At 67.3% G+C, this 15,331-nt stretch carries 11 protein-coding genes; 8 read left to right on the forward strand and 3 right to left on the reverse strand.

All coding sequences use genetic code 11. The annotated features are described in order from the left end of the window. On the forward strand, positions 1-821 hold an 821-nt coding region (locus Q0L89_RS01835), incomplete at its 5' end, for a DUF5930 domain-containing protein (RefSeq protein WP_296762073.1). Further along, positions 811-1,449: a polymer-forming cytoskeletal protein gene (locus Q0L89_RS01840; protein WP_296762075.1), complete on the forward strand. Its 639-nt coding sequence runs from the start codon at positions 811-813 to the stop codon at positions 1,447-1,449. The genes Q0L89_RS01835 and Q0L89_RS01840, both read left to right, overlap by 11 nt. 96 nt (positions 1,450-1,545) lie before the next feature. Here Q0L89_RS01840 and Q0L89_RS01845 read toward each other — a convergent pair whose 3' ends face one another. Then, positions 1,546-2,130 (reverse strand): HNH endonuclease, encoded by a 585-nt coding sequence (locus Q0L89_RS01845; protein ID WP_296762076.1) that lies wholly within the window; start codon positions 2,128-2,130, stop codon positions 1,546-1,548. 176 nt (positions 2,131-2,306) lie between these two features. Beyond that, the gene (locus tag Q0L89_RS01850; RefSeq protein WP_296762077.1) at positions 2,307-3,551 is read right to left on the reverse strand and encodes an aminopeptidase; all 1,245 of its coding nucleotides are present in this window, start codon (positions 3,549-3,551) and stop codon (positions 2,307-2,309) included. 261 nt (positions 3,552-3,812) lie between these two features. Here Q0L89_RS01850 and Q0L89_RS01855 point away from each other — a divergent pair, with 261 nt between their 5' ends. The 4 genes from Q0L89_RS01855 (at position 3,813) to Q0L89_RS01870 (ending at position 11,453) form a co-directional block, all read left to right on the forward strand. Next, positions 3,813-5,195 carry an aspartate aminotransferase family protein gene (locus Q0L89_RS01855; RefSeq protein WP_296762079.1) on the forward strand — a complete coding sequence of 461 codons (1,383 nt, stop codon included), beginning with the start codon at positions 3,813-3,815 and terminating at the stop codon, positions 5,193-5,195. A gap of 229 nt (positions 5,196-5,424) precedes the next feature. Continuing rightward, positions 5,425-6,735, forward strand: coding sequence for an efflux RND transporter periplasmic adaptor subunit (locus Q0L89_RS01860; RefSeq protein ID WP_296762081.1), 1,311 nt, complete (start codon positions 5,425-5,427; stop codon positions 6,733-6,735). Beyond that, positions 6,732-10,460: an efflux RND transporter permease subunit gene (locus Q0L89_RS01865; RefSeq protein ID WP_296762083.1), complete on the forward strand. Its 3,729-nt coding sequence runs from the start codon at positions 6,732-6,734 to the stop codon at positions 10,458-10,460. The genes Q0L89_RS01860 and Q0L89_RS01865 overlap by 4 nt, the downstream gene beginning before the upstream one ends. A 96-nt stretch (positions 10,461-10,556) precedes the next feature. Next, a complete protein-coding gene (locus Q0L89_RS01870) occupies positions 10,557-11,453 on the forward strand; it encodes a DMT family transporter (RefSeq protein WP_296762085.1) in 897 nt (298 codons plus the stop codon). A 25-nt stretch (positions 11,454-11,478) separates the two neighbouring features. Here the strand turns inward: Q0L89_RS01870 and Q0L89_RS01875 are convergent, their stop codons facing one another. Beyond that, the gene (locus Q0L89_RS01875; protein WP_296762087.1) at positions 11,479-12,747 is read right to left on the reverse strand and encodes a VWA domain-containing protein; all 1,269 of its coding nucleotides are present in this window, start codon (positions 12,745-12,747) and stop codon (positions 11,479-11,481) included. A 200-nt stretch (positions 12,748-12,947) separates the two neighbouring features. Between Q0L89_RS01875 and Q0L89_RS01880 the strand changes: the two genes are divergently transcribed. Beyond that, positions 12,948-13,943: a DUF3137 domain-containing protein gene (locus Q0L89_RS01880; RefSeq protein WP_296762089.1), complete on the forward strand. Its 996-nt coding sequence runs from the start codon at positions 12,948-12,950 to the stop codon at positions 13,941-13,943. 42 nt (positions 13,944-13,985) lie between these two features. Beyond that, a partial coding sequence (locus Q0L89_RS01885) for a VWA domain-containing protein (protein ID WP_296762090.1) occupies positions 13,986-15,331 on the forward strand: 1,346 nt, incomplete at its 3' end.

Consider the following 15,331-nt stretch of genomic DNA (forward strand, 5'->3'; position numbering starts at 1 on the left):
CCACCGACAACGAAACCGCGCGCGAAACCATGGACATGGTGCTTGCCGCGCTGTCCGACACCGCATCCGAGCGCGACATCATCGCCAGCGACGCGCGCGGCGCGATGAAGGCGGTCGAGGATCTGCAATTCAGGATTCGCCTGATGCAGGACCAGAACGACCAGATATTCCGCCAGATCGAAGAGGCGATGGCGGTCTCGGTGACGCCGCTCGACAAGATGTTCCGTGCCGCCGGTATCAACACCGACACGGTGCTCGACCAGGTGCGGTCGACCTATTCCGGGCAGGGCGGGCCGCTGATGCCGCTGACGGTCTCGACCAAGGGCGACGCGCTGTCGCCCGACGAGATTCGCGCCAACCGCATCCTGCAGAAGATGGACAAGCTCAACCTCTACCGCATCGCAGCCGAGAAGGCGCCGTTCGCCAACCCGATGCGTACTTCCTACCGCTTCACCAGCCCCTTCGGCCCGCGCCGGCATCCGGTCACCGGGGGGGTACGGATGCATGAGGGGGTCGATTTCGCGGCCCCCATGGGCGCGCCGATCCTTGCGACCGCCGACGGCGTTATCACATATGCCGGCTGGAAGACGGGTTATGGCCGCGTCGTCGAGATCAAACACGCCTTCGGTATCGAAACCCTCTTCGCTCACATGTCAAAGATCCGCGTGAAGAGGGGACAAAAGGTCTCGCGCGGGGACCGGATCGGTGATATCGGGAGTTCAGGGCGGTCAACTGGTCCGCACACCCATTACGAGGTGCGCGTGAACGGCAAGCCCGTCAATCCAATGACCTACATCAAGGCTGCGAGAAATGTTTTCTAGAAGCAAGATCAACGAACCCGGCCCGAAAAAGGCGGACGAGGCCGGCAAACCCGCCGTGCCGGCGGCCCCTGCCAGCAGCACGGCGAAGGCCGCGTCGTCGGAATCGGCCAGCAGCCCGGCCAAGCCCAAGCCGCCCGCCTCGGTGCTGTCGGCGGACCTGCATATCAGCGGCGACATCAAGACCAGCGGCGATATCCAGGTCGAAGGCACGGTCGAGGGCGACATTCGCGCCCACCTTCTGACGGTTGGGGAAAGCGCCACCATCAAGGGCGAGATCATGGCCGACGACGTGGTCATCAACGGCCGAATCGTGGGGCGGGTGCGCGGGCTCAAGGTGCGGCTGACCTCGACCGCACGAGTCGAGGGCGACATCATCCACAAGACCATCGCCATCGAATCCGGCGCGCATTTCGAGGGCTCCGTGCAGCGGCAGGACGACCCGCTGACACCGCGCGACAAGGGAACCGCCCCGCAGCAGCGCCAACAGCCACAGACGCAACAGCAGCAGCCGCAACAACAACAGTCGCAACAGCAACAGCGGGCCACCCAGCAACCCGCCGCAGCCAAACCCGCCACGCCTGCCGACCCCGCCACACCGCCGCGGGGCAAGGGCGGCAGCGGCGCCTGAGCGCCGCGCCCGTTCCGGGTTTCCGGTCACTGTGCGAAACAGGCGCCGCACGGCCGTGTGCGGCGCCCTTTTCATATCGCGTCGGGGTGGCGCCTCTCAAGCCTCCAGTTCGGCATCCCAGTACAGGAAGTCGATCCAGCTTTCGTGCAGGTAGTTGGGTGGAAACCTGCGCCCCATGTTGCGCATTTCCTCAGCCCCCGGCGCGCGCGGCGTCTTGCGCAGATGCAACCCCGACCGGCGCAGGCTGCGCGCGCCCTTGCGCAGGTTGCACGGCGCGCAGGCCGCGACCACGTTTTCCCAGGTCGTCGTCCCGCCCGCCGCGCGCGGCACGACATGGTCGAAGGTCAGGTTGTCGCGGCTGCCGCAGTACTGGCAGCGAAATTCGTCGCGCAGAAAAAGATTGAAGCGCGTGAAGGCCACGCGCTTCCTAGGTTTGACGTAATCCCTGAGCACCACGACCGACGGTATCCGTATCCGCGTACTGGGGCTGCACACCTCTTGTTCGTACTCGGCCACGATATCGACCCGGTCCAGCCACACCGCCTTGATCGCCTCCTGCCAGGGCCACAGCGACAGCGGGTAATAGGACAAGGGCCGGTAATCAGCGTTCAGCACTAGTGCCGGGTGGTGTTTCAATCCCCCGGGCTCTCTCACGAATTCGCGCCTGAAATCTCCGTCCATCCGGCAAATCTCCCTGCCCTGCCTGCCTGTCCCGAGGCGACGAGGCGGGGGACCGCCCCGGCACATGAACACTATATATCGCGTTCGCCACGGGGCAAGCCCCATCCATGTGGCGATCGCGCCCAAGGCACTAGCGCGCCAATGAAACACCGCGATGACAGGCGCAGGTCATATGCTCAGGCCCACTCGCCCTTGCGGAACACCGGTACGCGGCGGCCATCCTCGTGTACCCCGTCGATGTCGATCTCGTCCGAGCCGATCATCCAGTCGATATGGATCATGCTTTCGTTGCCACCCTGCGCGGCGATCTGGTCGCGGCTGAGCTTGTCGCCGTCCTCGAAACACTTGGAATAGCACTGCCCAAGGGCGATGTGGCAGGCGGCGTTCTCGTCGAACAGCGTGTTGTAGAACAGCAGCCCCGATTGCGAGATCGGCGAGGAATGCGGCACCAGCGCCACCTCGCCCAGGCGGCGGGCGCCCTCGTCGCTGTCGAGCACCTTGCGCAGCACCGCCTCGCCGCGGCTGGCGCTGGCCTCGACAATACGGCCGCTCTCGAACCGCACGGCGATATCCTCGATCAGCGTGCCCTGGTAGGACAGCGGCTTGGTGGCGCGCACATGCCCCTCGACGCGCGCGGCGTGCGGGGTGGTGAATACCTCTTCGCTGGGGATGTTGGGGTTGCACACCACCCCGTTTTTCGCCAGCGACGCGCCGCCCATCCATTCGTGCCCATCGGCCAGCCCGACGCGCAGGTCAGTCCCCGGCCCGGTGAAATGCAGCGCGTCGAAATGTTGTGCGTTCAGCCAGTCGGTGCGCGTGCGCAACCGCGCGTTGTGCGCCTGCCAGTTGGCCACGGCATCCTCGCCATCCACGCGCGAGGCGGCAAAGATCGCGTCGGCCAGTTTCGCCACCGCCGCGTCAGGGGCCAGGTCGGGAAACACCAGCTTCGCCCACTCCTCTCCGGGCCAGGCCACCAGGTTCCAGTTGATGTCGAACCCGGTTATGCGTTCGCGCGCGGGTTTGTAGGCCTCGGATTGCGCCTTTGACGCGCGCGAGACGCGCTCGGGATCCTGATCGGACAGCAGCATCGGGTTGTCACCCACGACCCCCAGCCGCGCGGTGCCCGCGTCGAACGCCTGCGCCATGCCTTCGTACAGCCAGCCGGCGGCACGGTCGAAACTGTCGTCGCGGGCGTGCTCGTACCGCGCCAGTGTCACTTGATCATCCGACAGCAGCGGCGTCACCACGCCGGCGCCGGCCTGATAGGCGTGCACGGCGATGCGCCGCACCAGCGGCGCCGCCGCGATCGGCGCGGTCAGCAGCAGATCCTGCCCCGGTTGCAGGTTCAGCCCCACCTTGACGGCCACCTCGGCCAGGCGGTCCAGCTTGACGGGGTCGATGGGGGCGGTCGCGGTGGTCATCGGCGTGGTCTCCGGGGTTTGTGCGGGTTGCGCAGACCATAAGCCTCGCATTGGCGCCGTCAATGGCCCCAGGCCGCTGCACCCGGGGTGCATGCCGATAAGACCAGTGCGGCCAAAATCATGAGGCCAGCACCCGCAACCGGCGCTGCGCGGGCAAAACCGGCGTGACAAGCCCGCGCAAGCGGCACACACTGGCGCCCAGACACCGAAAACCATTCACCCCGCGGGCCGCGCGGGAGTTGAGCCGAACAGGAGCCCACCATGGAACCGCTGTCCAATTCTTCTGCCCAGGTCGATATCTCGACCGCGCTGCACCCCTACACCGACGCCCGAGCGCACGAGGCCCAGGGCCCCATCATCATCGACCGGGGCGAGGGCATCCACGTCTACGACCAGGGCGGCAAACGCTATATCGAGGGGCTGGCGGGGCTGTGGTCGGTCGCTGTCGGCTTCAACCAGCCCCGCCTGCGCGATGCCGCCATGGCGCAGATGGACCGCCTGCCCTACTATCACAGCTTCGCCCACAAGGCGCACGAGCCATCGATCAGGCTGGGCGAGAAACTGGTCGAGATGACCCCCGAAAACCTGACCCGCGTGTTTTTCACCAATTCCGGGTCCGAGGCCAACGATACCGTGGTCAAGATGCTGTGGTACATGAACAACTCCCTCGGCCGGCCGGAAAAGAAGAAATTCCTCGCCCGTACCAAGGGCTATCACGGCATCACCGTCGCCTCGGGCAGCCTGACGGGCCTGCCGAACAACCACCGCGATTTTGATCTGCCGGCGATCCCGGTCACGCACCTGACCTGCCCGCATTTCTACCGCTTCGGCACCGAGGGCGAAAGCGAAGAGGCCTTTACCGCCCGCCTGCTGGCCGAACTGGAAGAGGTGATAGCCCGCGAAGGCGCCGACACCATCGCCGGGTTCATCGGCGAGCCGCTGATGGCCGCCGGCGGCGTCATGCCCCCGCCGGCGGGCTATTGGCCGGGCGTCGAGGCGATCTGCCGCAAGCACGACATCAAGCTGATCGCCGACGAGGTCATCAACGGCTTCGGCCGGCTTGGCAGTTCCTTCGGCGCAACCCATTACGGGTTCACCCCCGATATCATGGTGACCTCGAAACAGCTGACCTCGTCCTACATGCCGCTGGCGGCGGTGATCTTCTCGGAAGATATCTATGACGCCATCGCCGACAACAGCCACCGCATCGGCACCTTCGGGCATGGCTACACCACCAGCGGCCACCCGGTGGCCACCGCCGTTGGGCTGGAAAACCTCAAGATCATTGAAGAGCTGGACCTGGTCGGCAATGCCGCCCGCGTAGGCGCCGTGTTGCAGACCGAGCTGGGCAAGCTTTCGGATCATCCGCTGGTCGGCGAGGTGCGCGGCGCCGGGCTCATCGCGGGGCTGGAACTGGTCGCCGACAAGGCCGCTAAGACACCCTTCGACCCGGTCGGCAAGCTGGGGCTGGCGGCGTTCAACATCGGCCACGAGGAAGGGCTGATCATGCGCAACATCGGTGACACGCTGGCGCTGTGCCCACCGCTGATTCTGACCGAGGACGACGCGCACGAGATCGCCGCGATCATGGCGCGGGTTCTGGACCGCACACAGGACTGGGCCCGCACGCAGGGGCTGACCTGACCCGACCCGCCGCTGGACACGTCCAGCGACGGCGCCCCCGGGCCGGGCCTTCGAACGCACAAAATACTTGCACGGGGCGAAAATTCGCCCCGTGCCACGGTGGCTGCGCGACTTTTCTGAACCGATCGGTTCAGAAGAATTGCCAGCAAGCGTTGCAATCTCTAAAGACGGCGATATCTACCTTTTGCAGCCGTCCGTTGTGCAACCCGTGCCGAACGAAGGTCCTTGAATGCGACTGATCCCCATCCTCACCGCGATTCTGGTGTCGGCCGTCCTGTATCTGGCGGTGATGGAACGCGATCTTCTGATCAACGTGGCCCGCGACGGGATCGCCCCGATCGAGCGGCGCATCGCCGAGATTACCGACACGGCGCCGCCCGCGGCCTCGCAGGCCGATGATGCGGTCGCGCCGGAGCCTACACCCGGCCAGTCGCCGGGCGCGCAGCCCGCCCCAAGTGATGACGCGGCGGGGGTGTCCGTAGTCGCCGAGCGGTTCACCGCGAAAACGGTGGACGACGCCGTGATCCTGCGCGGCGAGACGCAGGCCTATCGCCAGGTCGAAGTGCGCGCCGAAACCTCGGGCAACGTGGTATCCGAACCGCTGCGCAAGGGCGCCGAGATCGACGCCGGCGAAGTGCTGTGCCGCATCGACGAAGGCACCCGCAAGGCGCAACTGAAAGAGACCGAAGCGCGGCTGAACGAGGCGCGCGCGCGCGTGCCGGAGGTGGAGTCCCGCGTCGCGGAGGCCAAGGCGCGCCTTGAAGAGGCGCAGATCAACGAGAACGCCGCGACCCGACTGTCGAAAGACGGTTTCGCCTCGCAAACGCGGCTGGCCACCGCCCGCGCCAATCTGCGCAGCGCCGAGGCCACGGTGCAGAGCGCCCAGGCCGGGCTGCAAGGCGCCCAGTCGGCCATCCAGTCGGCCGAGGCCGCCGTCGCTGCCGCGCGCACGGAAATCAGCCGGCTGACCATCGCGGCGCCCTTCGCCGGCATCCTGGAAAGCGACACCGCCGAACGCGGCAGCCTGCTACAGCCCGGCGGCCTGTGCGCCACGGTGATCCAACTCGACCCGGTCAAGCTGGTCGGTTTCGTGCCCGAAACCGAGGTCGGGCGCATCGACATCGGTGCGCCGGCACAGGCGCGCCTGGCCTCGGGCACGCAGGTGCAGGGGCAGGTGACGTTCATCTCGCGTTCGGCCGACCCGACAACGCGCACCTTCCGCGTCGAGGTCGAGGTCGCCAACGGCGACGGCCGCGTGCGCGATGGCCAGACCGCCGAGGTCATGATCGCCGCGCGGGGTGCCAAGGCGCATCTGCTGCCGGCCTCGGCGCTGACGCTGGACGATGACGGCACCCTGGGCGTGCGCGTCGTCGAGGATGGCAACATCACCGGGTTCCGCGCGGTGAAACTGCTGCGCGACACCCCCGACGGGGTGCTGGTCAGCGGCCTGCCCGACACGGTATCGGTGATCGTCGTCGGGCAGGAATACGTCACCGCCGGCGTGCCCATAGACCCGACCTACCAGGGCGCCCAGCCATGACCGGCATAGTCGATTGGGCCGCCGCGCGGGCGCGCATGGTGATGGCCTTCATCGTGCTGTCGCTGGCGGCGGGCGGTTTTGCCTACTGGGGGCTGCCCAAGGAGGGCGAGCCGGATATCGAGATCCCGGCGCTGTTCGTGTCGGTGCCGTTTCCCGGCATCTCGGCCGAGGACAGCGAAAAGCTGCTGGTCAAGCCGATGGAGACCGAGCTGTCCGATCTCGACGGGCTCAAGAAGATGTCCTCAACCGCCGCCGAGGGCTACGGCGGCATCGCGCTGGAGTTCGAGTTCGGCTGGGACAAGAGCAAGATCATGGCCGACGTGCGCGAGGCCATGAACACCGCCGAAAGCAAGTTTCCCGACGGGTTCGAGAAATACTCGATCAACGAGATCAACTTTTCCGAGTTCCCGATCATCATCGTCAACCTGACCGGCGACGTGCCCGAGCGCAGCATGGCCCGCATCGCCCAGGATCTCCAGGACCGGCTGGAGGGGATGGACGCGGTGATGGAGGCCGGCATCGCCGGCAACCGCGAAGAGATGGTCGAGGTGGTGATCGACCCGCTGCGGCTCGAGGCCTACAACGTCACGGCGGGCGAATTGATCGACGTGGTCCGCAACAACAACCTGCTGGTTCCGGCCGGCAATGTCGATACCGCGAAGGGCTCGTTCAGCGTCAAGATCCCGTCGTCCTTCGACGAGCCGCGCGACATCTATGATCTGCCGGTCAAGACCAACGGTACCCGCGTCGTCACTCTGGGCGATCTGGCGCGCATCAACCTGACCTTCGAGGACAGGCTGGGCACGGCCCGGTTCAACGGCGAAGCCACCGTCGCCCTGCAGGTGGTCAAGCGCAAGGGCTTCAACCTGATCGACACCGCCGCGCGGGTGCGCGAGGCCGTCGCGCAGGCGCAGAAGGAATGGCCCGAAGGGTTGCGCGCCGCCGTGACCGCCGGCACCTCGAACGACCAGAGCCGCGTCGTCGGTTCGATGGTCAGCCAACTCGAGGGGTCGGTGCTGACCGCCATCGCGCTGGTGATGATCGTGGTGCTGGCGTCGCTGGGCACCCGCGCGGCGCTGCTGGTCGGCTTTGCCATTCCCACCTCTTTCCTGTTGTGCTTCGTGTTGCTGGCGGTGATGGACGTGCCGGTATCGAACATCGTGATGTTCGGGCTGATCCTGGCCGTGGGCATGCTGGTGGATGGCGCCATCGTGGTGGTGGAATATGCCGACAAGCGCATTTCCCAGGGCGTCGGCCCCATGCACGCTTACACCGACGCCGCAAAGCGCATGTTCTGGCCCATCGTCAGTTCGACCGCCACGACGCTGTGTGCCTTTCTGCCGATGTTGTTCTGGCCCGGTGTGCCGGGCGAGTTCATGGGCATGCTGCCGGTCACGCTGATTTTCGTGCTGTCGGCGTCGCTGATCGTGGCGCTGATCTACTTGCCGGTGATGGGCGGCGTCACCGGCCGTATCAGCCGGGTATTCGGGCGCGCCAGCGATGCGCTCAGGGCGCGCCTGCCATGGGTGGTGCGCGCAGCCCTGGTGCCGGTGGCGATGTACACGATGTTCCTGGGCGCGATGCAGGTGCTCAACCCCATCTACCTGCTGCCGGATACGGTGCCGCCGCAAGCCGCGTTCGCCGCCGGGGCGGGGCTGTTCATGGGCGGTGCGGCGGCCGCGTCGATCGCCCTGGGCGCGGCGCGCATCACCTGGCGGCGTCGCGGCGTCCGCGCCGGTCACCGGCGCACCCCGTTCGGCTGGTTCATCAAGGCCATCGTCGGCAACCCGATCATGCCGTTGCTGGCCATCGCCGCGGTCGCCGCTTTCGTCGGCGCGGTGTTCCTGACCTATCGCGACAACAACCTGGGCGTCGATTTCTTCGTCGACACCGAGCCCGAGCAGGCCATCGTCCACGTGCAGGCGCGCGGCAACCTGTCGCTGGCCGAAAAGGACCGGCTGGTGAAAAAGGCCGAAGCGATCGTGCTGCAACACCCCGGCGTCGACAACGCCTTTGCCTTCGCCGGCGACGGCGGGCTGGAGCAGAACACCGGCGGCGCGCAGCCGCCGCTGGATTCGATCGGCCAGATTCAGCTTGAACTGGTGCCGTGGGAAGACCGCCGTTTCCAACCCGAACTTGACGGCAACGTGGTGGTCGAGGAACTGACCGCGGCGCTGTCGAAGCTGCCCGGCATCCATATCGAGGTGCGCGAACAGGCCCGTGGCCCGGCCAGCGCCAAACCCGTGCACCTGCGCCTGTCGGGCAACGACTGGTCGGCGCTGCAACAGGCCACCACCGAGGCGCGCGCGCGTTTCGAACAGACGTCGGGCCTGACGCAGATCGAGGATACGCTGCCCCTGCCCGGCATCGACTGGCAGATCGACGTCGACGTGGAAAAGGCCGGCCGCTTCGGCGCCGATGTCGCCACCGTGGGCGCCATGGTGCAACTGGTCACCCGCGGGCTGTTGCTGGACACCATGCGCGTGGAAAGCAGCGACGAGGAAATCGACATCCGCGTGCGCCTGCCCGAGGCCGACCGGGTACTGTCCACCCTCGATTCGCTCAAGGTGCGCACCCGCGACGGGCTGGTGCCGCTGGCCAATTTCATCACCCGCCAGCCGGTGCCCAAGCTGGCCCAGATCAAGCGCGTCGATCAGACCCGCTATTTCGACGTCAAGGCCGCGGTCGAGACCGGGCTGATCAAGCTCAGCCGCGAAGTCGGCGAAGGCACCGAGCCGCTGGCCACCCTGCGCCCGGCCGCGGACGGCACACGCGACGCGCTGCGCCTGCCCGATGGCGGGCGCTACGAGGTGCTGGAACGCGCTCCCGGCGTCGGTGCAGACGACCTGCGCGCTGCCGTAGACGCAGGCACGGTGCGCACCGACCCCGTTAACGCCAACGAGCGGATCGCGAAGTTGACCGAATGGCTGAACACCGCTCCCCTGCCCGTTGGTATCGACTGGGAATGGACCGGCGACCAGGAAGACCAGGCCGAAAGCCAGACCTTCCTGATGAAAGCCTTCGCCGGGGCCTTGGGGCTGATGTTCATCATCCTTCTGGCGCAGTTCAACAGTATCTACAACGCGGTTCTGGTGCTGCTGGCGGTGGTGCTGTCGACTACCGGGGTGCTGATCGGCATGCTGGTGATGGAGCAATCCTTTTCCGTCATCATGACCGGCACCGGCATCGTCGCGCTGGCCGGGATCGTGGTGAACAACAATATCGTGCTGATCGACACCTACCAGGAATACAGCCGCTACATGCCGCAGATCGAGGCGATCATCCGCACCGCCGAGGCGCGCATCCGCCCGGTTCTGCTGACCACCACCACCACCATGGCCGGGCTCACGCCGATGATGCTGGGCATCAGCCTGGATTTCATCGGCGGCGGCTATTCGATCGACAGCCCCACGGCGCTGTGGTGGAAACAACTGGCCACCGCGGTGGTCTTCGGGTTGGGCATTGCCACCCTGCTGACGCTGGTTTTCACGCCCTCGCTGCTGGCGCTCAGGGTCTGGGCGACAAGCTACCTGCGCGGATTGGGGCGGCTTTTCGCCATTTTGACCGGCGGCCGGTCCAGCCGGGTGTCGCGCGACTGGGCGTTGCGCCGCGCCGCGCGCCGCCTCAAGGCGCCCGAGCTGATCTGGGAAGACGAGATGCCGCCGGAGGAGCTGACCGCCGAGCCCCCCGCCGGGTCGCGCCACTCACTGCGCGCGGCCGAATAGCCGCCAGGCCGCCTACCGGGCTTGTACACCGGCGCAGCCGCGGCTATGGGCTGGCCCGGCGGCGGCAGACGCCGAGGTACAGGCGGGGCGACCGACATGGACAACATTCGCGGCGCGGCGCTGATGGTGGCCGCGATGGCGGGCTTCGCGCTCGAAGACACCTTTATCAAGACACTGGCGCAAGATCTGCCGGTCGGGCAGATCCTGATGCTGCTCGGCGCGGGCGGCGCATCAGTCTTTGCCACGTTGGCGCTGGCGCGGCGCGACCGGCTGGTGTCGCGCGACCTGCGCGACCGCTGGGTGATCGTGCGCAACACCGGCGAGCTGATCGGCACCATCGGCTTTGTCACCGCCATTGCGCTGACGCCGCTGTCGACGGCCTCGGCCATCCTGCAGGCCACGCCGCTGGCGGTGACGCTGGGCGCGGCGATGTTCATGCGCGAGCAGGTCGGCTGGCGCCGCTGGAGCGCGATCCTGGTGGGCTTCGCCGGCGTGCTGCTGATCATCCGCCCGGGGCTTTCCGGGTTCGAGGCTGCCTCGCTGTTCGCGGTGCAAGGGGTGATCGGCCTGGCGATCCGCGATCTGGCCACGCGCGCGGTGCCGCGGGCGATCTCGTCGATGCAATTGTCGACCTATGCCTTTCTCACGCTGTTGCCCGCCGGCGCGATCCTGCTGATCGTCAGCCCCGGCGCGCCGGTCATGCCGACGCCGGCGCATTGGTCGGCGCTCGGTGCCGCGCTGGCCTTCGGCGTGACCGCCTATTACGCCATCGTTGCGGCGATGCGAATGGGCGATATCTCGATCATCGCACCGTTCCGCTATTCGCGGCTGATCTTCGCGATGCTGATCGGGGTGATCCATTTCGGCGAGCGGCCCGACGCGCTAACGCTGGCGGGCGCGGCGCTGATCGTGGGGTCGGGGCTTTACACGATCGAACGTGAGGCGCGCCTGCGCCGCAATGCCCGACGCGCCGCCGCCGCACGCGGCGCCTGACCCGAACCAGGCCCCGTGCGCCGATCTACCCCGCCATCGGCCCAGGCATCGCCATCAGCCGGGCTTTCTCGCCGCTGTCGCGGCTGTCGGACAGCGCACGGGCCAGATCCTCGATACTGGCAATGGAATGGCCGGCGCGGAAACTGTCGACATGGGGCAACATCGCGGAAATGCCACGCGCGCGGGGTGCGAACCCGTCCCAACGCAAAAGCGGGTTGATCCAGATCAGGCGCCGGGCGCTGAGGTGCAAACACTCCATCTCGCGGGCCAGGTCGGCGCTGTCGTCGCGGTCCAGCCCGTCGGTGATCAACAGCACCACCGCGCCCTGCCCCATCACCCGCCGTGACCAGTCGCGGTTGAAGGCGTGCAGGCAGGCGCCGATGCGCGTGCCGCCTTCCCAGTCCTGCGCCTCGGCGCCGGCATCGGCCAGCGCCTGGTCGACGTCGCGGGTGGCGAGGTGGCGGGTGATGTTGGTCAACCGGGTGCCGAAGGTGAAGGCATGCACTTGGGACCAGCCGGCGCCCTTTTCGTTGGCCACGGCATGGAGGAAGTGCAAAACCATTCGGCTGTATTGCGACATCGAGCCTGAAATATCGCAAAGCACCACCAGGTTGGGCCAACGCGGGCGCGGGCGTTTCAGCGCCAGGTGGTGCAGCTCTCCGCCGTAGCGCATGGCCAGCCGCATGGTGCGCCGCGCGTCGATGCGCCCGCCATTGGCACTGGCCTGCGCGCGGCGCGACGGCAGCGGGTCGACCGGCAGGCTGAGCCGTGCCAGCATCCGCTTGGCCTGCGCGACCTCGTCGGTGCTCATCTGCTCGAAATCCAGCGTCTTGAGCCGCTCTTCGGCCGAGATCGTCATCGATGCATCGACCTCGATCTCGGTCTCGTCTTCCGGGGTCTCGGGGGCCTCCGACGCGGGGCGGTCGGCGTCGCCCAGAAGCGCCTGCGCGGCGCGTTTCTCGGCGGCCCTGGCGGCGCGGTCTTCCTGCACGCCGCGCACCGCCGGCAGCAGCATCGACATCATGTGTTCCAGGAACCGCGGGTCGCGCCAGTAAAGCCGGAACACCTGGTCATAGATCGCCCGATGCTCGGGGCGGTTGACGAAACAGGCATGCAGCGTCCAGTAGAAATCGCGCCGGTCGGTGAACCCGGTCGCCTCCAAGGCGCGCACCGCCTCGATCACCCGGCCCGGCCCGATCGGCAGGCCGGCCCGGCGCAACGCGCGGGCGAAATGGGTGACGTTCTCGGTCAGCCGCGGGTTGTCGGGCAGTTCGAGCGGCGGATATTCGGGCATGACCCCTCCCGGGCTTGGTCGCGTGCCGGCGCGCCCAGAGTTGCGCGTCGCGGCCTTGCGCGCAAGAGGCACGCACCCGGCGGTTGCGCGGGCCATGCCGAGTGCGTAACGTCGGGCCAGGTCGCTGCAAAAAACAGCCCCCCCGCACCACGAAGAAGCGTGACCGGCGGCGGGGCAGCGGGAAAATCAGGGGGGGGTCAATGCCATTTACCGAACGCACCGAGATCGAGAAAGGCTTTGCCGCAGTCTATGACGACCGCATCGCGCCCGAGCTGGACCAGCTCGAATCCGAGCGGCAGGCGCTGCTCAACAAGGCCAAGCAGCATGCCGGAATCCCGATGGGAATCGCCGCGTTTCTGGCGCTGATCGCGCTTTGGAAGGCGGACGAGCTGACCGGCAAACTGGTTGGCGCGGCGGTACTCCTCGCGCTCGGCGGTGTGCTGGCCTACCTGCTGTGGCAGCGCCAGGCGCGCAAATGGGGCGGGTCGGTCGCCGATACGGTCATGCCGGTGCTGTGCGATTTCCTTGGCGGGCTGAGCTATGACCGCACGGCGCGGCTGCGCTTTCCGGTCGACCGGCTGCAAGGGCTGGGGATGATCGGCAATCACAACCGCGCCAACATGGAAGACCGGATCGAGGGCACCTACCGTGACACCGAATTCGAGATGGTCGAGGCCAATCTGGTCTACCGCGACACCGATTCCGATGGCGACAGCCGCAACAAGACGGTGTTCAAGGGCCTGCTGTTTCGCATCGGCGTGCCAGAGCAGGTGCCCAGCGACATCCTGATCGCGCGCGATCATGGCGGCGTGGGCAACAAGCTGGCCGGGATGTTCGCCGGCAACACCGGGCGCGGCATGCCGCAGGTCGAATTCGACCATGAGGAATTCGAAAAGGCCTTCGCCGTCCACGCCGACGACCCCGACGCCGCCCGCCGGCTGATGCCGGCGCCGTTCCTCGACAACCTCCTTGCCATCGCCAAAGACGAAAGCGACCGCGGCACCGGCGGGATGACCGCCGCCTTCCAGGGAGAGTCGTTCTACCTGGCGCTGTGGCGCGACGGCGACTTCCTCAAGATGGGGTCGCTGACCACGCCGGTCGGCGAAATCCAGGAAGATCTGCACAGGGTGTTCGACGATCTCGCGCTGGTACGGCGAATCATCGACCGGCTGCACGGCGACGCGCCAACGACCTGAGGCCAAGACCACGCCACCTTCACCAAGCAAGGGATATTTGACATGCGCAAATTGCTTTCAACGGTCCTGCTTTCGCTGACCGCCGGGCTGACCGCCGCGCCCGCCGGTGCCGCCGACGACATGATGGTGGTTTTCGACGGCTCCAACTCGATGTGGGGCCAGATCAACGGCACCGCGAAGATCGAGATCGCGCGCGACGCGATCGGCAACCTGACCGCCGAGCTGGACGCCGACACCAATGTCGGCCTGATGGCCTATGGCCACCGCCGCCGCGGCGATTGCAGCGATATCGAGGTGATACTGCCGCCCGGGCCGCTGGACCGCGCGGCGTTTCTCGATCGTGTCGCGCGCATCACGCCGACCGGCAAGACACCGCTGACCGATGCCGTCGAACAGGCGGCCGAGGCGCTGTCGTTCCGTGACCGGCCGGCCACGGTTCTGCTGATCTCGGATGGGCTGGAAAGCTGCGACCGCGATCCCTGCGCGCTGGCCAAGACACTGGCGCGCACCGGCGTTTCCTTCACCGCGCATGTCGTGGGTTTCGGCCTGGGCGCGGACGCGGACACCGCGTCGCTGGCCTGCATCGCCGAACAGACCGGCGGCAAATACCTGGCCGCCGATGACGCCGCGACGCTGGGCGCCGCGCTGAGCACTGTCGGCGCCGAAGTCGCCCAGGCGCCACCCGAGCCGGAACCAGAGCCGGAGCCGCAAATCACTGTCACCGCGCCGCAAAGCGTGACCCAGGGCGCCGCGTTCGACCTGTCATGGGCGCCCACCGGCGACAACCCGCGCGACTACGTCACCATCGTGCCCATGGGCGCCGACGACGGCGCCAGTGGCACCTATCTGCGGGTGCACGACAACTCCAGCGGCAGCCTGGTCGCGCCCGGCGAAACGGGGATGTACGAACTGCGCTACATGCCCCAATCGGGCGACACGCCATTGGGCCGCGCCCCGATCGAGGTCACCACCGCCGATGTCAGCCTGTCTGCCCCTGACACCGCGCTTGCCGGGTCGGCCTTCGACGTCAGCTGGACCGGCACCGTGCACTCGCGCGACTTCGTCACCATCGTGCCCATGGGCGCCGATGCCGGCGCCAGCGGCGACTACTTCCGCGTCGGCGACAGCGACGGCACCAAAAGCCTCAAGGCGCCCGCCGAGACCGGGCTCTACGAGGTCCGCTACGTCCTCAACGAGGGCAAACGCACCATGGCCAGCCAGTCCATCGAGGTGTCAGAGCCCGAGGTGACGGTGAGCGCGCCCGACACCGCGCTTGCCGGGTCGGCCTTCGACGTCAGTTGGACCGGCACCGTGCACTCGCGCGACTTCGTCACCATCGTGCCCATGGGCGCCGATGCCGGCGCCAGCGGCGACTACTTCCGCGTCGG

Origin of the sequence: Sediminimonas sp., from assembly GCF_024637375.1 — a bacterium.
Classification (GTDB): Bacteria; Pseudomonadota; Alphaproteobacteria; order Rhodobacterales; family Rhodobacteraceae; genus Sediminimonas.

Bases quoted from the DNA above. Each gene is read 5' to 3' on its own strand.
- Q0L89_RS01840 (WP_296762075.1), top strand. From the start codon at position 811: ATGTTTTCTAGAAGCAAGATCAACGAACCCGGCCCGAAAAAGGCGGAC.
- Q0L89_RS01845 (WP_296762076.1), bottom strand. From the start codon at position 2,130: ATGGACGGAGATTTCAGGCGCGAATTCGTGAGAGAGCCCGGGGGATTG.
- Q0L89_RS01850 (WP_296762077.1), bottom strand. From the start codon at position 3,551: ATGACCACCGCGACCGCCCCCATCGACCCCGTCAAGCTGGACCGCCTG.
- Q0L89_RS01855 (WP_296762079.1), top strand. From the start codon at position 3,813: ATGGAACCGCTGTCCAATTCTTCTGCCCAGGTCGATATCTCGACCGCG.
- Q0L89_RS01860 (WP_296762081.1), top strand. From the start codon at position 5,425: ATGCGACTGATCCCCATCCTCACCGCGATTCTGGTGTCGGCCGTCCTG.
- Q0L89_RS01865 (WP_296762083.1), top strand. From the start codon at position 6,732: ATGACCGGCATAGTCGATTGGGCCGCCGCGCGGGCGCGCATGGTGATG.
- Q0L89_RS01870 (WP_296762085.1), top strand. From the start codon at position 10,557: ATGGACAACATTCGCGGCGCGGCGCTGATGGTGGCCGCGATGGCGGGC.
- Q0L89_RS01875 (WP_296762087.1), bottom strand. From the start codon at position 12,747: ATGCCCGAATATCCGCCGCTCGAACTGCCCGACAACCCGCGGCTGACC.
- Q0L89_RS01880 (WP_296762089.1), top strand. From the start codon at position 12,948: ATGCCATTTACCGAACGCACCGAGATCGAGAAAGGCTTTGCCGCAGTC.